This is a genomic window from Larkinella rosea (genome assembly GCF_003858635.1).
GTDB classification, from domain to species: Bacteria; Bacteroidota; Bacteroidia; order Cytophagales; family Spirosomataceae; genus Larkinella; species Larkinella rosea.
Genome location: NZ_RQJO01000009.1, coordinates 120119 through 142340, shown reverse-complemented (window position 1 = coordinate 142340; position 22222 = coordinate 120119). Strand labels below are relative to the sequence as shown.

At 51.0% G+C, this 22222-nt stretch carries 20 protein-coding genes; 7 read left to right on the top strand and 13 right to left on the bottom strand.

What is annotated here, in order from left to right; all coding sequences use genetic code 11:
* Positions 1-96 precede the first annotated feature (96 nt).
* The 4 genes from EHT25_RS16565 (at position 97) to EHT25_RS16550 (ending at position 3198) form a co-directional block, all read left to right on the top strand.
* On the top strand, positions 97-615 hold the full coding sequence (locus EHT25_RS16565; protein WP_185731393.1) for an L-threonylcarbamoyladenylate synthase: 519 nt from the start codon (positions 97-99) through the stop codon (positions 613-615).
* Positions 616-671: 56 nt separating this feature from the next.
* Positions 672-2183 (top strand): CCA tRNA nucleotidyltransferase, encoded by a 1512-nt coding sequence (locus EHT25_RS16560; RefSeq protein ID WP_124876258.1) that lies wholly within the window; start codon positions 672-674, stop codon positions 2181-2183.
* Positions 2184-2219: 36 nt separating this feature from the next.
* Positions 2220-2423 carry a hypothetical protein gene (locus EHT25_RS16555; RefSeq protein WP_124876257.1) on the top strand — a complete coding sequence of 68 codons (204 nt, stop codon included), beginning with the start codon at positions 2220-2222 and terminating at the stop codon, positions 2421-2423.
* A gap of 169 nt (positions 2424-2592) precedes the next feature.
* Entirely contained in the window at positions 2593-3198 is a 606-nt protein-coding gene (locus EHT25_RS16550; RefSeq protein ID WP_124876256.1) for a YciE/YciF ferroxidase family protein, read from the top strand.
* A gap of 56 nt (positions 3199-3254) precedes the next feature.
* Here EHT25_RS16550 and EHT25_RS16545 read toward each other — a convergent pair whose 3' ends face one another.
* Positions 3255-4532, bottom strand: a complete 1278-nt coding sequence (locus EHT25_RS16545) for a DUF2851 family protein (protein WP_124876255.1) — start codon at positions 4530-4532, stop codon at positions 3255-3257.
* A 107-nt stretch (positions 4533-4639) separates the two neighbouring features.
* On the bottom strand, positions 4640-5452 hold the full coding sequence (gene pyrF / locus EHT25_RS16540) for an orotidine-5'-phosphate decarboxylase (protein ID WP_124876254.1): 813 nt from the start codon (positions 5450-5452) through the stop codon (positions 4640-4642).
* A 138-nt stretch (positions 5453-5590) separates the two neighbouring features.
* Between pyrF and rfbC the strand changes: the two genes are divergently transcribed.
* Complete coding sequence (rfbC, locus tag EHT25_RS16535; protein ID WP_124877073.1) at positions 5591-6127, top strand: dTDP-4-dehydrorhamnose 3,5-epimerase; 537 nt, start codon at positions 5591-5593, stop codon at positions 6125-6127.
* A 198-nt stretch (positions 6128-6325) separates the two neighbouring features.
* Positions 6326-7096 (top strand): tyrosine-protein phosphatase, encoded by a 771-nt coding sequence (locus EHT25_RS16530; protein WP_124876253.1) that lies wholly within the window; start codon positions 6326-6328, stop codon positions 7094-7096.
* A 1-nt stretch (position 7097) separates the two neighbouring features.
* Here the strand turns inward: EHT25_RS16530 and EHT25_RS16525 are convergent, their stop codons facing one another.
* Positions 7098-7790 carry a type 1 glutamine amidotransferase domain-containing protein gene (locus tag EHT25_RS16525; RefSeq protein ID WP_185731392.1) on the bottom strand — a complete coding sequence of 231 codons (693 nt, stop codon included), beginning with the start codon at positions 7788-7790 and terminating at the stop codon, positions 7098-7100.
* Between the two features lie 186 nt (positions 7791-7976).
* Between EHT25_RS16525 and EHT25_RS16520 the strand changes: the two genes are divergently transcribed.
* A complete protein-coding gene (locus EHT25_RS16520; protein ID WP_124876252.1) occupies positions 7977-8378 on the top strand; it encodes a hypothetical protein in 402 nt (133 codons plus the stop codon).
* Positions 8379-8390: 12 nt separating this feature from the next.
* Here EHT25_RS16520 and EHT25_RS16515 read toward each other — a convergent pair whose 3' ends face one another.
* From EHT25_RS16515 to EHT25_RS16470, 10 genes are all read right to left on the bottom strand, one after another.
* Entirely contained in the window at positions 8391-8822 is a 432-nt protein-coding gene (locus tag EHT25_RS16515; protein ID WP_124876251.1) for a hypothetical protein, read from the bottom strand.
* A gap of 233 nt (positions 8823-9055) precedes the next feature.
* Positions 9056-10084, bottom strand: coding sequence for a DUF6807 domain-containing protein (locus EHT25_RS16510; RefSeq protein ID WP_124876250.1), 1029 nt, complete (start codon positions 10082-10084; stop codon positions 9056-9058).
* Positions 10085-10202: 118 nt separating this feature from the next.
* Positions 10203-11552, bottom strand: coding sequence for a Gfo/Idh/MocA family protein (locus tag EHT25_RS16505; RefSeq protein ID WP_124876249.1), 1350 nt, complete (start codon positions 11550-11552; stop codon positions 10203-10205).
* A 187-nt stretch (positions 11553-11739) separates the two neighbouring features.
* Positions 11740-12483, bottom strand: a complete 744-nt coding sequence (locus EHT25_RS16500) for a 3-keto-disaccharide hydrolase (protein WP_124876248.1) — start codon at positions 12481-12483, stop codon at positions 11740-11742.
* A 100-nt stretch (positions 12484-12583) separates the two neighbouring features.
* Positions 12584-13507, bottom strand: coding sequence for a sugar phosphate isomerase/epimerase family protein (locus EHT25_RS16495; protein WP_124877071.1), 924 nt, complete (start codon positions 13505-13507; stop codon positions 12584-12586).
* A 152-nt stretch (positions 13508-13659) separates the two neighbouring features.
* On the bottom strand, positions 13660-15363 hold the full coding sequence (locus EHT25_RS16490) for a RagB/SusD family nutrient uptake outer membrane protein (RefSeq protein ID WP_185731391.1): 1704 nt from the start codon (positions 15361-15363) through the stop codon (positions 13660-13662).
* Positions 15364-15407: 44 nt separating this feature from the next.
* On the bottom strand, positions 15408-18593 hold the full coding sequence (locus EHT25_RS16485; RefSeq protein WP_229311569.1) for a SusC/RagA family TonB-linked outer membrane protein: 3186 nt from the start codon (positions 18591-18593) through the stop codon (positions 15408-15410).
* Between the two features lie 66 nt (positions 18594-18659).
* Positions 18660-19496, bottom strand: a complete 837-nt coding sequence (locus tag EHT25_RS16480; RefSeq protein ID WP_124876247.1) for a FecR family protein — start codon at positions 19494-19496, stop codon at positions 18660-18662.
* A gap of 236 nt (positions 19497-19732) precedes the next feature.
* The gene (locus EHT25_RS16475) at positions 19733-20590 is read right to left on the bottom strand and encodes a CAP domain-containing protein (RefSeq protein ID WP_124876246.1); all 858 of its coding nucleotides are present in this window, start codon (positions 20588-20590) and stop codon (positions 19733-19735) included.
* 125 nt (positions 20591-20715) lie between these two features.
* Positions 20716-22152: a T9SS type A sorting domain-containing protein gene (locus EHT25_RS16470; RefSeq protein ID WP_124876245.1), complete on the bottom strand. Its 1437-nt coding sequence runs from the start codon at positions 22150-22152 to the stop codon at positions 20716-20718.
* Positions 22153-22222: the final 70 nt, after the last annotated feature.

The window sequence follows — 22222 nt, the reverse complement described above, 5'->3', positions numbered from 1 at the left end:
AGTTAAGCATCCGCACCTAGGTTAGCAAATATGAAAACTCTATAACCTCAATAAGCATTCCAAAAACTTGCTGTACTTTTGCGGACTATACTAATTATGACACCAACTCCGCGCGATATTGTTGCCGAACTCCGGCAGGGACGACTCATCCGGCTGGCCGACGAAACCGGGGTTTCGCTGGCCTGCGATCCGGGTCATGCTGAAGCCGTTGAGCATTTGCTGGACGTCCGGAAAGATTTGGTTCCGGCCCCATTGCCCACAATTTTAATTACTGATAGTGGTCAGTTGAACTTGTATGTTCGCCCGGTGCCCGATGTGGCCTGGGATTTGATCGATTTTGCGGAAAATCCATTGACGGTTTTGTTATCCAACGGCGTCAACCTGCCCGAAGCGTTCCGGGCGCAGGTTCCGGTGCGGAAAACGCTCAGCGAACCGGTGCGCAAACTGATCGGTGCGTTTGGCCGGGGACTGCTGACGCTGCCGTTTGAAGATGCCGAGTGGCCGGTTGGTCTGGCAAAACCGCCCGTTTCCTGGGGTGAATTGCCGGTTAAAATCCAATTGCCGCGCATCATGGAGTTGGGCCCGAAAGGAGAAGTAGCCTTTTTAAGAAAATAATGAGCCAAACCGCAGTCGCCGACCGTCCGTGGCCCGATTCATTGTTGATTCGTTCTATGAATTTTGCTGAAACCTTACATACCAATCCCATTTTTGAAGTAATCGCCCGGCAGGCGGCTGCGCTGGACGTGCGTGCGTACGTCATTGGCGGTTTTGTGCGGGATTTGATTCTGAAACGTCCGTCGAAAGACATTGATATTGTGTGCATTGGCAGCGGCATCGACCTGGCCGAAGCCGTTGGCCGGGAGTTGAAAGTACCGGTGATCGTTTTTAAAAATTTCGGAACAGCCATGTTGCCGTCCGGCAAGGAACCGGACGTAGCAACCGAAGATTCCGAAACCGTTCCGACGGGTCAAACGCTGGGGTGGGAAGTGGAATTTGTGGGCGCCCGGAAAGAGTCCTACCGTTCGGAATCCCGAAAACCGATCGTGGAGGACGGCACCCTAGAAGACGACCAGAACCGCCGGGATTTCACAATCAACGCGATGGGCATTAGCCTGAACGAGAACGACTTCGGTCAATTACTCGATCCGTTTGACGGGCTGGAGGATTTGCGCCGGAAAACGATCCGAACGCCTTTAAGTCCGGCCATTACGTTTTCCGACGATCCGTTGCGCATGATGCGGGCCATCCGGTTTGCGTCGCAGCTCGGTTTCGACATTGAGCCGGATACGTTCGACGCGATTGTGGAAATGAAAGACCGGCTGTCCATCGTTTCGCGCGAACGGATTACCGACGAGCTGAACAAGATCATTCTTTCGGCCAAACCGTCCTACGGTTTTAAACTGCTGTACCACGCCGGTTTGCTCGATTTTATTTTCCCGGAACTGTTGCTCCTGAAAGGCGTCGAAACCATTGAGGGTAAGGGACATAAGGATAATTTTTACCACACGCTGCAAGTGCTGGACAACGTGGCCGAACGCTCGGACGACCTCTGGCTGCGCTGGGCCGCTTTGCTGCATGACATTGCCAAACCCGCCACCAAGCGCTTCGATCCGCGAGTCGGCTGGACGTTTCACGGCCATGAGGATCTGGGTGCCAAACAGGTCCCCGGGATTTTCCGCCAGATGAAACTGCCGCTGAACGAGAAGATGCGGTTTGTCAAAAAGCTTGTTCGCTTGCATTTAAGGCCCATTGCGCTGGTGAAGGAACAAATTACGGACTCGGCACTCCGGCGGTTGTTGATCGAAGCGGGCGATGATCTGGAAGCGCTGATGAATCTGTGCCGGGCCGATATTACCTCGAAAAATTACGAAAAGGTCAAGAAACACATCGCCAATTTCGACAAAGTGGAGCGCAAACTCCGCGAGCTTGACGAACGGGATAAACTCCGTAACTTTCAGCCGGTTATCACGGGCGAACTCATCATGGAAGCCTTTGGTCTGAAACCGTCGAAGGAAGTCGGGCTGATCAAGATTGCCATTCGGGAAGCCATTCTGGAAGGAACCGTCGTCAACACGCTCGAAGCGGCTATCCCGTTTATGATTGAAGAAGGGCGTAAAATGGGACTGGAACCCGTGAAGGATCTGACAATTCTGAACTCAACGTCATCGGAAAATACGAATTAGATTCACGAAACCACCTATCATTTCATTTACTGCACAATGGATAAGAATAACTTTCGGCGTTTTTTTGGCGCAACACTCACCATTCTAGGCATCATCGTCGTGTTGTTTGCCTGCGTGGCTTTTTTGTCGGATGCCAAACCGGTTTTGGGCATGAGCATCAACAAATGGGAATCGCTGGCCCCTTTTATTGTCGGTCTGGTCTTTTTGGGGTCCGGTGTGAGCCTAATCAATAACTCGTAGTCCCCCTTTTACCGTTCAGGTGCCGAGGAACTACCTTCCCGAATCGGGGTTGTTTATCCACATCGATTTAACTGTAATCTATTACCAATCAGTCATTTAATAACTGGTATAACATTTGGGCACTGATGGTTACAAAACCATTCAGTTAACCCAATAATCAGATACCGGTATGGCTTCGTTCACCGATCAGTTAGCCAAATTGTTTGGCGCCAATGAAACGGACACCTCCCTCCGTGCGCTGTTTATCAGCGAATTGAAAGGCATTTACTATGCCGAAAAACAAATTGCCGAAGCACTGCCCGACATGGCCGAGGCTGCAACCACCGACGTGGTACGCGATGCGTTCCGGCAACATCTTTCCGAAACCGGGAATCAAATTCGGCGGGTCGAGCAGATTTTTCAACATTTGGGCGTTGAAGCCGACGAGAAAACCTGCAATGCCGTCGATGGCCTGATCGATGATGGTGAAGTGGTTATTTCCGACACGGACGCCGGTTCGTTAACCCGGGATGCCGGTTTGATCATTGCCGGACAAAAGGTTGAACACCACGAAATCGCAGCTTACGGCTCACTCCATTCACTGGCCCGACTCCTGGGCTTTCATGAAGCTGCCCGCCTAATTGAAGAAAGCCTGGAGGAAGAGAAAAATACGGACAAAAAGCTAACCGAGATTGCGGAATCGTTCATTAACGAACGCGCCAAAATGGAATCGGACAGCGACGACGATACCGACCGCGAAAGCCTGCGGGATCAGGTACGCGACCCCGTTTTTTAACGACTATCTAACAAACGACTATCTAACACGAGGAGTGACCGGCGCCGGTCACTCCTCTATTTTAACAAGCTCACCCCAATCTGACACGACAGGCACTTTTTCGATTGACAATACATCTTGTATAGTTCAATGGAAGCCTGCGAGTCGAAAGCCGTACGAACCGGAATGTTCAACCCCTGCCAGATTCGGGTTATCCGATTATTTTCGGCCGGTAACTGTTCCAGTAAACCGACGGCCCGCTCCCGATAGTCCGGCCAATCTTTGTGGTGCGAATAAGCCATCAGTAACGGAACAATGGCGTTGACAATTAGGTTTTCAGCCGCTGTCTGACCCAATGTTGCCAATACTTTTTCCGAAGTCTTCCCAAACCGGTAATGCGATTGCCAATAGGCCGAAGGCGTTACCTGCAACTGTTTTAGTAAAACCGCACTGTTGCTGGTTTCGATCAGATACGAAAACAGGCTACCCGTCGATGCAAGGAGTTTGACAAGCTGAGCCAACCGGAGTGTCGGGAAATTTGCCGGACGAAGCTTCGACCATTTCCAGGAATAAGCGGGCAGCTTTCGGGTCAAAAGTTGGTATTTTGCCGCCAGAAACTGATATTCTCGCTGCAAAACCGCTTCGTACTCATCCGGTTTTTCGCTGTTCAGCAGCCCCGCCGTTCCGAACAACATCGCTTCCAGTTGCATGGGATTGTCCCGGTGTTTCAGCAATATCTTCAACGGCACCTGACGGCTCAGCTGGGCGAACGGTTCGGTATTGACCTGAAACCCAAACGCAGCCGCCAGCAGTTGATAAGTGGTTTCTTCCCAATCCTGATCAACACGATGGTACAGCACCTTCACCCCGGCGGCTTTTCGTTCCAGGCGTTTCAGCAAAACCGTATCGAACATGGCCGTCAGGCGCACTGGTTCTACGGTTGTGATCCGGCCCGCACAAGGTATCACGCCCGACTCGGCCAGAAGAGTCTGATACCGTTGCAATAACGTCACATCGGCCCATTCACTCAGACACAACGTGGGAATAACCGTACCGTCGGATCGTTGCAGGAAAACCGGGTCCTTATCCCAGACAATATGCAGAATGACATTGTCATAAGCCCGGTCATACTGGTGGCGATGAACCAGCCAGTCGGCAGCCCGAACGTGCGCTTCAACCGTTCCCGCCCATTCGACCTCCCCAATAAACAGCCGGGCCTGCGTAAAATCCGGCCCGGCATCAGGATTTCGAAATCCCGGATGAATCACCCGAACGGCTTCTCCTTCCACCGTCCGCAAATCGGTCGTCCGGAAATATTGAAACTGCCAGAGGAAATAAATAAAATCTTCGGACACCTCGGGGAGTGATGAATGATGAGTTATGAATTAGAAGTGAAAAGCAGGAAAAAGTCACACTTCCCATCTACTTCTTCATCCTTAACTCTTAATTCATCACGCATCATTCAAAGAAAGCTCGCCATTTCCTGTTGCAAGGTTCGGGCTTCGTCGGCGGCTCGCAGGGCAAAATCGGTGTTGCCGGAGGCATACAGGATGCTGCGCGATGCGTTGACCAGCAAACCGCATTGGCTATTCAACCCGTAGCGCGAAACTTCGGCCAGGCTGCCGCCCTGCGCGCCCACGCCCGGGACCAGCAGAAAATGATCGGGAATAATCGTCCGGATGTGGGCCAGTTCGTCGGCGCGGGTGGCGCCCACCACGTACATCATCCGGTCGGCCCCCGCCCAGGTCTGCGATGTACGGATCACTTTTTCGTAGAGCTTTTCGTCCGAAACCGGCAACTGCTGGAAGTCGGAGCTTCCGGCGTTGGAAGTCAGGGCCAGCAAAATCACCCACTTATCCGCAAATTCGAGAAAAGGCTCGACGGAGTCCCGGCCCATGTAAGGCGCTACGGTTACCGAATCGAACTCCAGACCGGACGAAGCCGGATCAAAAAACGTACGGGCGTATAAGCCGGAGGTGTTGCCAATATCGCCCCGCTTGGCATCGGCAATGGTAAAGCAATTTTTAGGAATGTACTCCAGCGTTCGTTGCAGACTTTCCCAGCCGCGCGGCCCCTGCGCTTCGTAAAAGGCAATGTTGGGTTTATAGGCTACAGCATATTCCGCAGTGGCTTCGATGATTTGGCGGTTAAAAGCCGCCACCGGATCCGGCTCAGCCCGGAGATGCGCCGGTATTCGACGAATATCGGTATCCAGGCCCACACACAAATAGGATTTTTTACTTAAAATAGTATGGTACAACTCCTTAGCCGTCATTGCTTCCTCGTCTTCGAATGTTAAATTACTTGGGATTCCTTAAAAAGGTGCGCCCCAAAATTACTGGAAGTAGATAGAGTTTCCTAAATTTGTCCGCTGATGCCGGACAAACCGGTTTATCAGGCCACTACGTATTTCATGCAGGTTATCAAAACGTCGATCGAAGGGCTGATCGAACTACGCCCTCAGACATTTAAAGACTCCCGGGGAAGTTTTCTGGAGACATACAATCAACCGGTTTTTCAGGGATTGGGATTGCCCGCTCATTTTGTGCAGGATAATCAGTCGTTTTCAACAAAAGGCGTTTTGCGCGGACTGCATTTCCAGAACGCCCCCTTTGCCCAGGGAAAGCTGGTTCGGGTCATTACCGGAAAAGTGCTGGACATTGCCGTAGACCTGCGCGTCGGCTCGCCGACATTCGGAAAATATGAATCCTTTATTCTCGACTCCGAGCTGAGTAACATGGCGTACATTCCGGAAGGATTTGCCCACGGTTTTGTAGCCCTGGAAGACAGTATTTTTAGTTACAAATGCACCAACGTCTACAATAAGTCGTGCGAGTCAGGCATTATCTGGAATGATCCGGATCTGAATATCAACTGGGGTGTCGACAATCCAACCGTGTCTGATAAAGATCAGCAGTTATCCCGGTTTCGCGAACTGTATCCGCAATAAGTCTGGATTCAGCCGTCTGATAAATTTTTTCAAAAACCGCTTTCGAAAGCGGTTTTTTTGTGCCTTGTTCCGGAGAAGTTACATCCCACAAGAGTAGTTTTGGCACGATTCATGTCCATTAAACAGAGATATCCACGATGCCGTGCCAAACTTTTTAGCCCGGCTCAACCTCCGTAACATCTTTCGTTAAACAGAACAATGCATTTCGGTTTTCTGACACGTTCCCGCACCAAAACCGCTAAGTCCGATTCACCGGCTGCGGCTTCCGAGTTGCGTGTCGACGTTCATGCCCAATTGCTACCCGGCAGTCAGGACGGAGCCGATTCGGTCGAACACAGCATTAGTCTTCTTCGTGAGCTTTCGGCGCTGGGATTTCGAAAGGTAATTGCCACCCTCCACATCATGGATGGTTTCTATCAAAACACCCATGATAGCATATTTGCAGCCGCTACGTTGTTGAAGTACGAATTGCAGAAATTGAAGATCAATATCGACATCGACGTAGCCGCCGAATATTTTGTTGACATCAATCTGCTGCGAATTTTATATTCCAAAACCGAATTACTAACCTTCGGGCAGGGTACTACGGAGAAGTATCTGCTGTTTGACACAAGTCTGGTAAAGCGACCATTTGAACTGGATAAAGTGATTACGGCACTGCAGGAGCGCAATCTGGTGCCGGTTATGGCCCACCCGGAGCAATATATTTACCTGCAAAAAAATCCGGAAGCCCTTCGTGATCTTCATTACCAAGGGGTTAAGTTCCAGCTGAACTTGCTTTCCTTATCCGGTCAACCGTCTCGGGAAGCCCGCAATCTGGCCGAATGGATGATCGATCAGCGGCTGGTTTCGTTTGTCGGAACGGATATTTACCACGAAACGCAGTTGCCCGCCATCAAGCAGGCCCGAAAACTTCCCTATTATCAGAAGGTTATTGACGGAGGTTTGTTAAATAATACACTGATTTAGTCTATTTCTCAAACATTTCTTCCATCACTTTTTTGCCGACCTTCCGGGCCGATAACGGATTTTGCCCCGTCACCAGCCGTTCGTCCACCTCAATAAACGGGAGAAATGGAATGATACTTTTCCGATACACCGCTTTTTGTTTCCGAAGTTCATCTTCCAGCAAAAAAGGCACTTCGTCCGTTAATCCGAGGAGCTTTTCTTCGATGTTGGCGAAGCCCGTTATCTGCCGGTTTTCAATCAGCAGGCTACCGTCTGAAAGCCTGGTTTTCAACAAACCGCCTACGCCGTGACAAACCGCAGCAACCATTCCACCGCTTTCGTATATCTGTCGGGTTATTGCCTGCAGTCGTTCATTATCCGGGAAATCCCACATCGTTCCGTGCCCGCCGGTGAAGTAGATTAACTGGTAATCGGACGGGGTTATTTCCTCCGGTTTGAGCGAGTTCTCCAGTTTCGCCCTAAACTCCGGATTGTGGTACCATTTATCGTTCGTGTTGTCTTTCCGTTTCAAGCTACGCTCGTCGATCGGTACCTTCCCTCCTTTCGGACTGACGATGTCATACGGCAATTCATTGTCTGATAATTCATCATAAAAGTGCGTAGCCTCGCTTAACCACAGTCCGGTTTTTTCCGATTTGGTTTTGTATTCCGTATGGTTGGTGCAGACGATAAGCGCCCGAATGGCAGAATTCATAAAGATTCGAAGAAAGTGTAGGAATTGACAAATATCCACAAATTCAGCGAAAAGAAAGCAGTTGTTCCACCCTCAAATTACCACCAACTAAAATTCTTTACTTAGCAATAAATACCTGTAGCTTATTTGGATTATTTTACTATTTTTGGGATAACCGTACCGAAAACTTGAAAATAACCTACTATTATGAAAACCGTGTCCTACGAGTCGATCAAAGCTGATCAGGCCTGGATCACCGTGACTCATCACCTACAGGGCCGTAACCAGCTTCTGACCGATGGCATTTCATTTCTGGAAAAACATCCGTCTGATCATGCCCTGGCTGGGCGTCTGGTCGTTATCCAATACCATTTGCGCGCTACGGTTCGGCGGCTGATGGACGAAACATCAGCCATCAAATCCCCTTCCCAATTGAAACAACAGGTCAGGCGACAGTGGCTGATGATTCATCAGCTGAATTTTCTGCTTCGGCAAATCGACGATGAATTGGGTAAAATGGGACTCAATAGCCCGGATTTTCGCCTGTGGATCAACGTGAAACGAAACCGGATTTCCTATAAAGCACCCTCCGGTTTGTACCTGAACTAGCGGCAACCTGCGTTAAAAACCAGGAACCATTCCGGTGCGCTCGTCGGACTCAAAGAGTTGTAACCCTTTTCTCAACTTTTCGATATCCTCAACCGGCCAGTCCATGCTCTTGTTGGCCGACATTCGACGCAACCGCAACTGAGTCGCCTGCTCCAGGCGTCGACGTTTGGCGGGAGGCATTTGCAGGGCCTTTTTCATAAAAGGTACGAGCTGTTTTTCCAGCCGGACGCAGGTATTTTCGGGCAAACCAAAGTACTCCGCCAGTAACCGAACTTCGCTGACCCGCCAAAGCTCCGGCTTCTGACGGCGCAGACGAATGGTGTTTTCGGTTAAACGGACGGTTTCGCTCAAACCCCGGCTGTCTACGTTTCCGTCTTTCATTCGCCACATAATGGCTCGGTACGTATTCATGTACGAGTCAAGCAGTTGTTGTAATGATTCCATTCTGATTGTCTTATAATGTGATTTGGGTTATTCTCACACAGACAATAGTCAAAAAAAAAGCCATCTGACGGAGCAGATGGCAAGAAGTGACTTTTAGCAACAACTCGATTAGTATACGGTTTAAGGAGTAACCAGTGCCAAACTAACACCAATCAAGTGTATTTATAGCGAGCCAAATTGGTTACACAAAAAGGGCGCAGGCAATTACTATGCCTCGTTACCGTTTTAGTGGTTTAATTGGCTAGCTGATTGACTTTCTGGCTTAGTACCTCATCGGAAACGGCACCTGATGTAATCAATACCTCGTATTTGAACGTGACGGATTTCCCGGCAGGCAGCACGTAGTTCATCGGTTTGTCTTTGCCTTCGCTCATGATGCTGGGTGCCAATGGATTGGCGGCATACAACCCATACCCCCGCGAGTGCCAGTAGGTTGGGTAACCAATGTTTTTCGGGTTATCGATAAGCGCCACCGAAACGGTCTCGCCGTTGATGACGCCCGTCAGGTTCATCCATTTGGCGCGGGTGCCCCACACTTTTTCGCCTTCAATGCCTTCGCTGCTTTTGTATTTACCGGTAACGCCCGTATTGTCCATTTGCGACACTTTGGTAGCCACTCCGCTGGCATCCGTGAATACCTCCGGTTTGTTGGACGGATGTTCCAGCTGGCGAGCCAGCCGAATGGCGACCATGCCTTCTTTGTTGTCCTTGAACGTCACGTCTTTGTCCAGCGCTTTCAACGTTGTAGTCCGGTCGATGGTGCGGTCTTTAGCCGTCCCCCGAAAAACAAACGTGGTTGTTTCCTGCAACATCGGTTTGCCGTCTTTATCCAGCCAATCAGCCGTAACGACCAGTTCGCCCACGTCTTTCCCACTTTTCAGAGACTTGATGGCGGTGTGAACGATCGTACCAAACGGGCCGCCGTGGCCTTTGACATCGTTGGAATTATTCCAGAAATCGTGGCCGTTTACGTCGCCGTAATTCAGCCACATGCCGACGTGGTGCGGGTGATCGACGCGTTCACCCGGCCGGGGATCCATCGGCCAGCCACGGGTAATGAAATTTCCACCCGCCGTCCGGATGGGGTACAGCACCGGTTTTTTCAGCACATCCGGCCCCGGATAAATGTAGGAAGTAAACGGTTTTCCGTCGATTGTCACATCCACGCGTTTCTGCGCGGTATTGTTGATCAACTGAACGGACTGCTTCTGAGCCATCGCACCAAACGCCAGCAGGCAGAAGGCAAAAGTTAGTTTTTTCATTTTCAGGTGGCTATTTATGGGAACGCGGATTAGTCGGATTGAACAGATTAAAACTGATAAATCCGTTCAAATCTGTTCAATCCGTCTAATCCGCGTTCCTATCAAAATTCAATCAAAATTAGACTTTTACGGTTTTCCCGCTCGCCAGGATTTCCTGTTTGGAGTTATCAAACGTCACCCGCTCACCGGTTTGGTACGCAATAGTCGACATGATGCTGGCAACGGAGTGATTATAGCCGACTTTGGCCGGTGCATTCGGTTCTTTCCGGCTGCGAACGCACTCCATCCAGTTCCGCATGTGCGCCGAAGTCATCGGGTCAGCGCCGGTATTGGCCGAAGTCACCTGTTTTTCACCGGTTGTTGCCAGCGACTGTGCCACCAGCAAATTGGGTTTCATGCCCATTTCAGCCGCAGCTTTGGCTTCCAGACCACCTTCCGGGCTAATTTTGTTGGTATCCAGGTTGATCATACCACCGTTCGAGTAGTACAATTCTTTGGTTCCGCCCGCTTCGTTGTTCATCCGTGAGCTATACAGCACCTGAAAACCCTTGCTTTTGTCGTCATCCGGGCCATAATCGAAAACCGCCGTGAACGTATCGGGGTTTACACGACCGTCTTTCCAGACATAAATACCACCATTGGCCACCACACTGCGTGGATGATCAAAGCCACTGAACCAGTGTACGGTATCGATCTGGTGTGACATCCACTGGCCCGGAATACCGGATGAATAGGGATAGAACAGACGGAATTCCAAATACTTACGCGGATCCCATTCCACCATCGGGCGGTTCATCAAATACCGTTTCCAGTCGGTGTCTTCTTTCCGGATTTCGGAAACGAGTTTGGCCCGGCGCCAGCGCCCCGGCTGGTTGACATTCCAGGTCATTTCCACCATGGTGATGTCACCAAATTTGCCGGATTTGATGTATTCATTGGCAGCCCAGTAGTTTGGCGTGCTCCGGCGCTGTGAACCCACCTGCACAATTTTCTTGCTTTTTTCAACGGCTTTCAGCGCCTTGCGGGCATCTTCCAGCGATTCGGCAAACGGTTTTTCGACGTACACATCGCGTCCGGCGTCAACAGCCTCCGCACAGTGCAGGGCGTGCTGAAAATCCGCCGTACTGATGATCACGGCGTCGACATCCTTGCGGTCGTAAAGCTCGTCGTTGTTGCGGCATTTGACAAAATTGTCACCGCTGATAAATCCTTTTCCCTTGAGGTACGCCTGCGCTTCGTCGCGCCGACGGCTCCAGATGTCGGAAACCGCCACGAATTCGAAGTTGAGTTCTTTGGCGTGGCCAGCAAAACTGGGGGCCAAAGCACCCCGAAAGCGGTCTGAGAAACCAACAATACCGACCCGAACGCGGTCGGCAGAGCCGAGAATGCGGGCATAACTGGCGGCTGAGAAACTCATTCCGAGTCCCGCCAGAGCAGATTTCTTTATAAAGTCGCGACGATTTTCCATGCGGCTGGTCGTTTAAATGATAAATAGAATACGTCTGAATGCTGACAAAAGACTAGTATTGAAAGATTTATTTGTCAGAAGTATACTGTAAAATAGTTTACGGTTTTCAGTTTATGGTTTACGGTGGCTGACGCATTCTAGTTAGCTCGCGTCAGCCACCGTAAACCACAAACTGAAAACCGTAAACCTACAGCGTTTTAATCTTCATATTCCGGAATGAAACCCGGTCACCGTGATCCTGTAACAGAATGTGGCCTTTGGGGGCTTCGCCGAACCGGCCGTGGGCATTATACGACGGAGCTTTGTATTTGCTTTGAGCAACTTCATTCCGGAATGCTTCGCTACCCCGCTCGTATTCAACGACTTTCTTACCGTTCAGCCAGTGCTCGACGTGCGTGCCTTTCGATACCACGCGCCCGGTGTTCCACTGACCGATCGGGTTAGCTTTTTTGTCTTTTGCCGGAATCAGGTCGTAGAGCGAACCCACGGTGCGGTTTCCGTTGCGGCCCAGTTTTGCATCCGGATGTTTGTCATCGTCCAGTACCTGAAACTCCAGACCATAAGCCGATCCTTTGGGCTTGGGAGATTCCTCCACCACAAAATACTTCAAACCGCTGTTGGCACCTTCGGTCAGTTTGAAGTCAAATGTCAGGTCAAAATCGCTGTATTCGCCGTCGGTTACAATGTCACCGTAGTGCGTCGATTCGGAACCATCCGTCTTTGAAATGACCAGCGAACCGTCTTCGATCAGCCAGCCTTTTTCGGGGAAATTATCCTTGTAAGCGCCCCGCCAGCCTTTAGAGGTTTTTCCGTCGAAAAGCAGTTTCCAGCCTTCTTTTTTCTCCTTCGCAGTCAACGTATTAGGAGCCTGCGGGGCCTCAGCCGCCATCAGGCCTACCCATAAAACCGCTGTTATCAGTAATGCTTTCATAATTTTTCTCTGATAAACGCTGATTTTCCCTGATAAACCCTGTGTAACAGCCAATAAGTATTACACAGGGTTTATCAGGGAAAAGCAGAGTTTATCAGGGTTAAAGTGGGAAATTGAGTGTTTTGGTAATGTAATCTTTGTTGATTTGCGCGCACTGCAGCGGTGTTTTGTTCGTTTCCGGAACCTGATCGAGTTCAACCACGCCCCAGCCTTTGAATTTGATTTTTTTCAAGGCTGCAAAAACCGCCGGGACGTCGACATTTCCCTGCCCCAGTTCCACAAACTTATACGCTTTCGGATTATCCGGTTTTTCGGGCAACGGGCTTTTCGTGTCTTTCAGGTGCAACGCGTGCAGCACGTCTTTGTATTGCAAAACCGCCTTGGCCGGGTCGCCCCCGCCCTGCTTGTAATGTGCAATGTCGAGCAGCAGTTTGACGTATTTCGGATTCATTTCCTGCACCAGAATATCTACTTCTTCGGGGGTTTCGCCCCACTGCTTCATGTGGTTGTGGTAAGTCGCCTGAACGCCCATGTCGGCGGTTTGCTTGCCCACTTCGTTCATCACTTTGGCCAGTTGTTTCAACTCGTCGGTGGTGGGGGCCTGGCCGTCTTTCCGCAAACTGTTGGTCATCTGAAAGGCCGAGCCGCCCAATGCCTTCACAAAACTGGCGTGAGCGACATGCGTATCAATGGTGCTCTGGAATTTTGCCGGATCAATTTCTACGTTACCGCTCGAAAACATCGCCAGTTTGATGTGATGCTGATCGAGCAGGGCTTTTAATTCCGACGGTTTGGATTTGTAAGGCGCAAAGGTGTTGGCCCGGAGCTGTATACCTTTATACCCCAATGACGACAGGTCTTTGATGGCCTGCTCGTCTTTGCCCCCCCAGGTAATCCCGGAGTAGCCGATCATCAGTCCCGACTTTTTAGCGGTTTCGGCCAGCAAATTGGTTTTGGTAGCCAGAACCAGCGCCGATAACCCGGCGGTGGCCAGAAACTGGCGTCTGTTCACGGTATTCTGTATCATTAATTTGTCCAATTAACCGAACGTTTTAGGGTTGAAAGATTCCGCAGTAAGAAGACCCTCCCCGCCTGAATCTACTCAGCAGGGCTACAAACAAACAGGCCCCGAACACGCGGGGCGGTTCGGGGCCTGTTTGAATTAATACGGTATTTTTAATAGCCGGGATTCTGGGCAAAAACCGATTTACCGTCCGTCCCTTTGGCACTCCGGTCGATCTGGGTCTGGGGAATCGGGCGCAATACGTGATAATCCTTGATATTGACGGCGGCCTGTGGGTTGTATTTTTTAACCCGGTCGATCAACAGATTCCAGCGCTTCAAATCCAGCCACCGCATTTGTTCCCCAGCCAGTTCACGGGCGCGTTCCTCCATGATCGTTTCCATCGTCAGGTTGTTCGCCGTTAACAGCATAGCCTCTTTTTTACCCGGCCAGCCCGCGCGGTACCGCACCGCATTGATGGCCGTAACGGCATCGGCAACATTACCGGATTGCAGCAATGCTTCGGCCTGCATCAAATAGACGTCGGCCAGCCGGAACACAAAATAATCACGGCTACCAGCCTCATACGTTAAGTCCGGGCGTTTGGTATCGAAGAACTTCATCAGCGTTGGAAACAGGGCCTCGCTGTACGCACTGGGCACGAGCACCTGGTATTTCTTGGCAGCACGCTCGGCTTTCGTCCACTCAACCCCCGGAATAAAGATAGCCGTGTCACCAGCGGCAAACGATACTTTGGTTTTTGAATCATCAAACGAAGCCGCGTTCAGGTTGGTCCCCGGGTTGTTGCTGTACCAGGTATCGCGGAACGTTTTCTTGTAGCGTGAATCGTTGGTCCGATCGGCAAAAACCGTATTCAGGAAGTAGGAGGTGGGCCGTAAGCGCTTGAACGGACGTCCGTAAAACACGTCGCGCTTCATCCCCGGCTGAACATCGTACTGCATTCCAAAGAACAAGTGCAGGTTGTTACCTCCATTGGTCGCTCCCGTGTTGTTGGTCAGGTTCGTCAGCGGATCGGATGTATACTGGACCGAAAACACCACTTCCGAATTAAGTTGATTGTTCTCATCAAAGACGCTGGCAAAATCATCCAGCAGCTTATATCCGTAGGCCGTCGTTACGTTTTTGCACAGTGCGGCCGCTTTCGAAAAATCGTCAGCCGCTTTCGAGCTCGAATAGGCTTTGGTCAGATACACTTTGGCCAGCAGGGTTTCGGCATGCGGTTTGGTTGCCCGTCCATAATCCGCCGATTGGGCCTTGGCTTCCAGATCCGTAATGGCCTCGGTCAGGTCTTTAATAATGGCCGTATACATTTCTGCATCCGTGGCCCGCTTCGTATCCTTGGTAGGAACCACGGTTTCGGTCATCCGCAGATCGACACCACCCCACTGCATAAACAGCAGGTAATAATAGTGGGCCCTTAAAAACTTGGCTTCAGCCACCCGCAGTTTCTTGGTTGCATCGGCAATTCCCGTCACTTTGGGAGCGCGTTCAATGATGGCGTTGCAGGTGTTAATGCCTTTATACAGTTCATCCCAGGTATTGATTAGATAGTCAACCGTGGGATTTAACTGGCCATCGTAAAAGTGAAAGCCTTTGTAACCTCCGTCGGCACCCGTCGCGTAAATATCCGTTCCGTATTCAGACATGGTCAACCCTTGCTGGCTGGCGTAATAATACCGGAGCGACGAATAAGCGGCCTTGACGGCATCATCAAAACCCTTTGTCGTATTCATGTAATCGTTGCCGATGCCCGAAATGACCTTTTCGTCCAGCACATCTTTACACGATTGGCTGAGTAGCAACATAGCCGCTACACCAGCAATTTTTATTGAGTTTGTTATATGTTTGATTTTCATCAGTTCCTACTGGCTAAAAATTAGAATTCAACTTCGTCTTCGGATTAGAACCGGACATTCAGCCCGAACGTGCTTACCGAAGTGGCGGGCACAATACCGGTTTCGCTCAGCGCCAGACCCGTTGTTTCGGGATCGACACCGTTGTACTTGCTCCGGTATTTCGACCAGATGAACGGTTGCTGAATGCTGGCATACACCCGTAACGACTCCATTCTCAGCTTTTTAGCGAAAGCCTGATTAAAGCTATAACCAACGTTGATGTTCCGAAGCTTCACGAACGTTCCATCGAAATAGGAGATGGTGCTGTTGTAAACCGGGAATTCCTGGTTGCTTTTCGGCCGGGGGAATTCGTTGGTCGGGTTGTTGGGCGTCCAGTAGTCCACTTTAATTTGCTCATACCGACCAGCCAGGGCGTTCCGGTTGCGGTGGAAATCGCTCCGAATCAGGTTACCGAAGCGGCCATAGAAGAAGAACGACAAGTCAAACCCTTTGTAACTTAAGCGGTTAGTGATACCCGCACTGAATTTAGGCACATCCGAACCGATGATGACCCGATCATCGGCATTAATCCGACCATCGCCGTTGGTATCCTGAATCTTGATCTGACCGGCTTCGCTGGCGAATTGTTTGGCCTGATCGGCTTCTGATGTCTGCCAGATGCCCACTTTCTTGTAATCAAATACCGTACTTAACGGCCGGCCAATGAACCAGCCATTACCCAGGTCGTCGATCTTCCCGTTGTAGAGCGATACAATGGCTTCGGTATTCTTCATGAACGTGAAATCGGTCGACCATTTAAAGCCGGAAGGCGCGTTGATGTTGTAGGTTGTAAAACCCAGTTCAATACCCCGGTTGCGGGTTTCACCAACGTTACGCGTTACGGAACCGAACCCAACAGAACCCGGAAGCTGGTCGGCCAGCAACAGGGCCGTGGTGTTGGTCTGGTACAGTTCGAGTGAACCTTGCAGGCGACCTCTCCAGAAGCTGAAATCGACCCCTAAGTTGACAGTTGCCGAACTTTCCCAGCGCAGGTCCGGATTTCCAATGGTATTAGGACGATAGCCAAAAGCGGCCGTTGTATTCCAGGCATAGGCGGTTCTGGCCAACAGACCCTGGGTTTGGTAAGGCGTAACCGCCGTATTACCCACCGAACCGTAACCAGCCCGCAGTTTCAACAGGTCGATCCAGCTTACGGTTTTCAGGAAGGGCTCATTGCTCACATTCCAGCCGAGGGCAACACCCGGAAAATTACCATACTTCGTGTTTTCACCGAACCGACTCGAACCATCCCGACGAATCGTGGCCGTAATCAGGTATTTATCGTTGAAATCATAATTAACGCGGGCCATATACGAGTTGATGGTCCACTCCGTCAATCCACTGGCCGTTGCCAGAATCGAACTTGCGGCCCCCAGGTTATAAAACTCCTGCGTTTCAGCGGGAACGCCCTGCACATCAGTCCGGTACGTTTCGTAATTATCCCGCTGGATTGAGTGCAGCAAGGTTACATTCAGGTTGTGTTTTTCCTTGAATGTCTTCGAGTACGTGAGGAAGTTTTCCAGGGTCCAGTTGAAACCAAAGCGGTTTTCATTCATGGCCTGCGCATCCCCAAACTTGCGGGCGTTCGTTTGTGCGCCAATAAACCGCCCCCAGCGACCTATCGTGAAATCGGGACCGAAGTTAACCCGGTATTTCAGGCCGTCGATAATTTTCGCTTCCGCGTAGATACTGTTGAAGATGCGGTACTTTTTGGTCTGGTCGACCTGAGCCCCCTTAATCGTTTCAAACAACGGGTTGGTAAGCAGGGCATCGTTTGTTGGCGAGAATTTCAACGTTCCATCGTCGTTGTAGGGTGATGCCAACGGGTTTTGCTGAATCGTAAACTGATAGGGGTTGAGGTTTTCACCATTCCTCAGGCTGTACATCAGATACGACGAAAGACCAATTTTCAGGACGCTATTGATCTGGTGGTCGATATTCGCCCGCAATGAATACCGGGTAAAATCCAGACCGTCAGAGACTCCTTTGTCTTTAAAGTAGGACGCTGCCACGTAAAACTGAGTCCGTTCATTCCCACCCTGAATACCGATGGAATGGTTTTGCATCACCCCGTTTTTCAACATCAAACTCTGCCAGTCGGTATCGGTTCCGTTGGCAAGGCCCTTGGCGACGGACGGATCGCCACCCAATACAGCCACTTTCGAATCGGCGTAGGTATCGGCAACGCCCGTTGGAACCGGCTTGCCACTGGCATCATTGTAGCCCCCCGTAGCCCGGTATGACTCCCGAACAAACTCGGCAAACTCCGGACCATTGAACAGTTCAAGTTTATCCAGCGGCTTCGATACCCCAACGTACCCATCATACGATACCGTGGTTTTGCCTTTCTGACCACCCCGCTTGGTCGTAATCAGGACGACCCCGTTGGCTCCCCGTGCCCCGTAAATAGCCGTAGCGGTGGCATCTTTCAGTACTTCCATCGACGCGACATCGCTCGGGTTCATGTCTTCATACCCCGCCGACAGCGGAATGCCGTCGACAACATAGAGCGGATCGTTGCTGGCACTGAACGAACGACGTCCCCGAATCCGGATGGTCGGCACCGTACCCGGTTTCGACCCGGTTTGCGTGACATCCACCCCGGCTGCACGACCTTGCAAAGCCTGCCCGAGGTTCGTGATGGGCATTTCCTGGATTTCTTTTGCCGTAACCTGGGTAATAGCCCCCGTTAACTGACTCTTTTTCTGGGTACCGTACCCGACCACAACGACTTCATTCAGTGTCCGGTCGTCGACTTTGAGTTGAAGATCGACCACTGAACGGGCTCCAACGGCAATTTCCTGGGAAATAAACCCAACGGATGAAAAAACCAGCACGGCGTTGTTGTTCGGAATGGCCAGGCGGTAATTGCCGTCGGCATCGCTGGTGGTTCCGCGCGTCGACCCTTTCACGGTAACGTTCACACCCGGCAGGGGCGAATTGTCGTCAGAACTCAGGACACGCCCCGTGATGGTCCGTTCCTGAAGAGCCGGATCCGTTGTGGCAACGGTTTTTAACGGGACATTTTTTGTGTTGGCAGCGCGTAAATCCGCGGGTTGCCGGTTCGGCCCGATGGCTGCCTGAAGCTGCAGATTGCCGGCCAGCAGACCGGCCAGCCCGCAGGCACCCAAACGGGCTACCATTTTGGCCCGGTTGGAGGCCAAGTGGAGACTGGTAATCGTGTATTTCATACTAATAGAGATTGGTTGGTTAAAATTTAAAATATTAATAGAGATTGGATTGCTGCTGGAATTTGACTAGGTAAAAAACACAACCGGAAAGGGTTGCCAATCAATATAGTTTTGGATATAGGATGTTTTATTCTGAACCGTAATCTGTGCCGGTATTTCCACGGATTCGCCCGGTTTCATTTCAATAATCTGGGGCTGGTCGTTGAGCATCAGTTTTATTTTTCCGGCCGATAATTCGATCCGCGTCCCTTTTTTCCGTTGGGATACATTGAACCGGGTTCCCTGCGCTTCCACAGTGAGCGTGGTGGTATGAACCCGAAACTTGCTTCCATCTCCGGAGCCACTGCGTTCGGCCACGGTAAAAAAAGCCTCCCCTTCGAGCCAAACCGCCCGTGGCACTTCTTCGGACCAGACCCGCGCAAAACGAATCTGACTGTCGCCCACCATTTTCACCAGGGTTCCGTCGGGCAGTTTCACGGTTTTAGCCACGCCAACCGGCGTCCGGACGGTTTCCATCGCCTGCGACCATTGCATCCAGAGTACCCAGCCTACGAAAAGCACGATACCGGCCGCGGCACTTACCCAGCGAAAGATGTACCAGTTGGTTACCCAACTTTGAATTTCAGGCTGCAAAGGCTGTAATTCCGGCATTTCCTGAATCGATGACCGGATCCGTCCCCACAACGATACCACTTCCTCCCCTTCCATCGGCCGCGATGCCGGGCTGGAAGCCAGGCGGACCAGTTCGCGGGCGAAATCGGCCGTTTCCGATTTGTAAGGATGGTGCGCTAACCAACCTTCCCAATACGCCGAAACCTCAGCGTCGTCAGGATGTTGAACCCACCGAATAAACAATTCGTCAGCGGCTAACTCCTCGGCAGTATAGGCGGAGAAGTGTTTCATTTAGTATTTTTAGTAGATAAAGTTTACTATAGCGTAAAAGTAGACCCGTGAAATGTTCTACTTGCCGTACTTTGAAATTTGATGATGATACTTTTTTTCATCTCTGATTTCGGAGAAATTTCAATAGAATTTCGGCAAGATTTAATCCAGTAGCCTGTTTCCAGAAAAATACTCAAGTATTTTTCTGGAAACATCATCAAAAAATTAATCAATCCGGAAGCGGTTTTGGAAAGTAGCTAGGGAAGCGTATAGGAGCAATTAGCCGCCGGATCAACGAAATTCATGACTACAACATGCCCCACCCGCTGGTAGCCGGGAAATTTGGCGCAGGGGCTGTAATCGACTTTGGTAGACAAGCCGACCCCCAAAAATCCTTCACTGCCGGCTGACCCGCGATCATTGTGAAAACCGGTGCCGCCAGACGCATCTTTGTCCTGAATCAACAACGTCTCCCGGTGGCCCCAGGCTACCGTCGCATCCTGATACAACCAGGAAAAAATGGCCTGTTCCGTGATAAAAACCGGCATTTGCAGCGCCGGTTTTTCACTTGAATAGTAACAGAACATGTAAATATTTTCGGCCCGCGACATAAATTCGTAGCACTTCCCGCTAAAAACCGCCTGTGCATTGATGCGTTGCAGCGTCGTGCGACCGTTATGGCTGGTGTGTCCGAAAAAATCATGCGTTGCCATATCGGTTGCATGCGCCTGCGCGACTTCGTTCAAATGTGTTTCCAGCGCTTCCAGCGGCAAACCGGGCCCTTTGCCCGCACCGTAATCGACTTTGGCGCGGGCCGTTCGCTCTTGATTGGTGAGCAATAACGCCCGCTGAGCTGCCGGGAGCTGTTGATAGTTTTCCGGGAATGACAGCGTTCCGAGGCTATTGACCGGCAATTTCAGCTGTTTCTCTTCCTGACGGCGGGCAAAATTGAAGGCATTCAGTACCTGGCTCTCTGTATCAAAAACCGGAAAGCCATTGGGGGCAGCGGTATAGGCCGGGTCTTTGGGGAGTTTAATATCTGCCTTCAGGTTTTTCGGTGCCTGACCGAATGCGAAGCAAGGAATGAACAGAAGCAGACAAATGAATGATCGCATCTCGGCAGTAGTATTGGCAAAAACCGGGTCTTTTGCATAGATACTAATAAAACCGCAAAGCGCAACCATTCCAGCTAGTGCCGAAATCGTTTCCGTTATGCTTTGCGGTTTTTGATTGCCGCCATTTAATGCCCAACCAGCAAGCGTAGTACTTTCTGTACCCGGCCATTGGCATCCTGAACTTTTACCCAATACAGGCCCGGTGGCAGTAACTGACCCGGTATAACGTTCATGGAAGCGGCATTGGCCAAGGTTCGAACGGGCAATTCCATTCCGGCCGTATTAACGAGCTTGACGGTAAGTTGTTCACTGTCCGCAGCAACCAGCGTAAATCGCCCGTCCGCGCTTGGATTTGGGAACAGGTAACGGTCCCGATTGGCGGATTCGATCGGAACGGCAATTATTTTCGAAAGTTCCGTCCGGCCGTTGGCATCGATTTGCCGCAGGCGGTAATAATACGTTTCGCCCGCGATTACTTCCGCATCCGTCCAGCTATAGGTGTTCGTTTCGGAACGCGTCCCGTTTCCCTGCACAAAACCGATCTTCTCAAATGCTTTGGCATCCCGGCTTTTCAGAACATCGAATCCCAGGTTGTTATCTTCCCAATTTGTCGACCAGCCCAGGACGGCCTTGTCTTCACGGGAAACACCGGAAAAATGAAGCAAATGAACCGGCAACGCATCTGAGGTAGAAAAGGTACAACTGGCATCCGCCGTTGGATCGGCAATATTCATCACTACGACGTGTCCGGCAAAACTGCCGCTACAGGATGCGCTGTAGGCGCCCACCGTTGTTGAAGCAATGCCAATTCCCAGAAAGCCTTCGCTCGAAGCACTGCCGTGGTCATTGACGTAGCCCCGGAGTGTGTTCGGTGGCGGAGCCAGGTAAATGTCGTCATTTTGAATCAGCATGGCTTTTCGGTGCCCCCAACTGTTGGCCGAATCCCGGTAAAGCCAGTTGAAAATGGCCTGTTCGACCAGAAACGTCGGCGTTGTTGCGCTGCTGCTACAGGCGACGTAGATATTTTCCGAGTAGCCCATACCGGTTTGGCAGTTTGCCGGATACGTATTCCCGACCCGGGTAGATGGTGTCGAACCGCCTGAGCCGGTGTGGGAGAAAACGTTATTGGCCACCAGATAGCTTGCGTGGGTTTGAGCGGTGTTGACCAACGCACTTTCAACAGCTTCCATCGGCAAACCCAAAACCGCCGTTGTTCCGGGATACACCAGACCGGATCGGGCAATTCGTTCCTGGTTGATCAGAAACAACGCCCTGTCGTTGGCTGAAAACGTAGCGTAGTTCGCAGGTAATGACAAATTCCCCAGGCTATTCGTTGGTAAACCCAATTGCGTCTCTTCCGCCCGCCGTGCCGCATTGAAAGCCGCAACAATTTGGGCTGTACTGGAGAAAAAAGCGCTGGGAGCGAAGTCGGTTTGCGAAGGAGCTACCAACGCAACGTTGGAGGTTAAATTTGTTGGCGATTGAGCATATCCATTCCGAAGCAAGCTCAGGAAGAAAACGAATGCGCAAACACCGCGCAAAAGAAGTACATTTTTAGCCATGGATAAGTACGGTTTTTAGTCAACGCCAGGCTACTTAGCACGGCTTATCTGTTGAGACTGTTTTTCCCGG

What these genes read in the sequence shown, in the direction of transcription:
- EHT25_RS16480 (WP_124876247.1), bottom strand. Translation starts at nt 19,496, where the DNA reads ATGAAACACTTCTCCGCCTATACTGCCGAGGAGTTAGCCGCTGACGAA.
- EHT25_RS16490 (WP_185731391.1), bottom strand. Translation starts at nt 15,363, where the DNA reads ATGAAAATCAAACATATAACAAACTCAATAAAAATTGCTGGTGTAGCG.
- EHT25_RS16560 (WP_124876258.1), top strand. Translation starts at nt 672, where the DNA reads ATGAATTTTGCTGAAACCTTACATACCAATCCCATTTTTGAAGTAATC.
- EHT25_RS16505 (WP_124876249.1), bottom strand. Translation starts at nt 11,552, where the DNA reads ATGGAAAATCGTCGCGACTTTATAAAGAAATCTGCTCTGGCGGGACTC.
- EHT25_RS16550 (WP_124876256.1), top strand. Translation starts at nt 2,593, where the DNA reads ATGGCTTCGTTCACCGATCAGTTAGCCAAATTGTTTGGCGCCAATGAA.
- EHT25_RS16530 (WP_124876253.1), top strand. Translation starts at nt 6,326, where the DNA reads ATGCATTTCGGTTTTCTGACACGTTCCCGCACCAAAACCGCTAAGTCC.
- EHT25_RS16555 (WP_124876257.1), top strand. Translation starts at nt 2,220, where the DNA reads ATGGATAAGAATAACTTTCGGCGTTTTTTTGGCGCAACACTCACCATT.
- EHT25_RS16485 (WP_229311569.1), bottom strand. Translation starts at nt 18,593, where the DNA reads ATGAAATACACGATTACCAGTCTCCACTTGGCCTCCAACCGGGCCAAA.
- EHT25_RS16500 (WP_124876248.1), bottom strand. Translation starts at nt 12,483, where the DNA reads ATGAAAGCATTACTGATAACAGCGGTTTTATGGGTAGGCCTGATGGCG.
- rfbC (WP_124877073.1), top strand. Translation starts at nt 5,591, where the DNA reads ATGCAGGTTATCAAAACGTCGATCGAAGGGCTGATCGAACTACGCCCT.
- EHT25_RS16475 (WP_124876246.1), bottom strand. Translation starts at nt 20,590, where the DNA reads ATGCGATCATTCATTTGTCTGCTTCTGTTCATTCCTTGCTTCGCATTC.
- EHT25_RS16520 (WP_124876252.1), top strand. Translation starts at nt 7,977, where the DNA reads ATGAAAACCGTGTCCTACGAGTCGATCAAAGCTGATCAGGCCTGGATC.
- EHT25_RS16470 (WP_124876245.1), bottom strand. Translation starts at nt 22,152, where the DNA reads ATGGCTAAAAATGTACTTCTTTTGCGCGGTGTTTGCGCATTCGTTTTC.
- EHT25_RS16565 (WP_185731393.1), top strand. Translation starts at nt 97, where the DNA reads ATGACACCAACTCCGCGCGATATTGTTGCCGAACTCCGGCAGGGACGA.
- EHT25_RS16525 (WP_185731392.1), bottom strand. Translation starts at nt 7,790, where the DNA reads ATGAATTCTGCCATTCGGGCGCTTATCGTCTGCACCAACCATACGGAA.
- EHT25_RS16515 (WP_124876251.1), bottom strand. Translation starts at nt 8,822, where the DNA reads ATGGAATCATTACAACAACTGCTTGACTCGTACATGAATACGTACCGA.
- EHT25_RS16510 (WP_124876250.1), bottom strand. Translation starts at nt 10,084, where the DNA reads ATGAAAAAACTAACTTTTGCCTTCTGCCTGCTGGCGTTTGGTGCGATG.
- pyrF (WP_124876254.1), bottom strand. Translation starts at nt 5,452, where the DNA reads ATGACGGCTAAGGAGTTGTACCATACTATTTTAAGTAAAAAATCCTAT.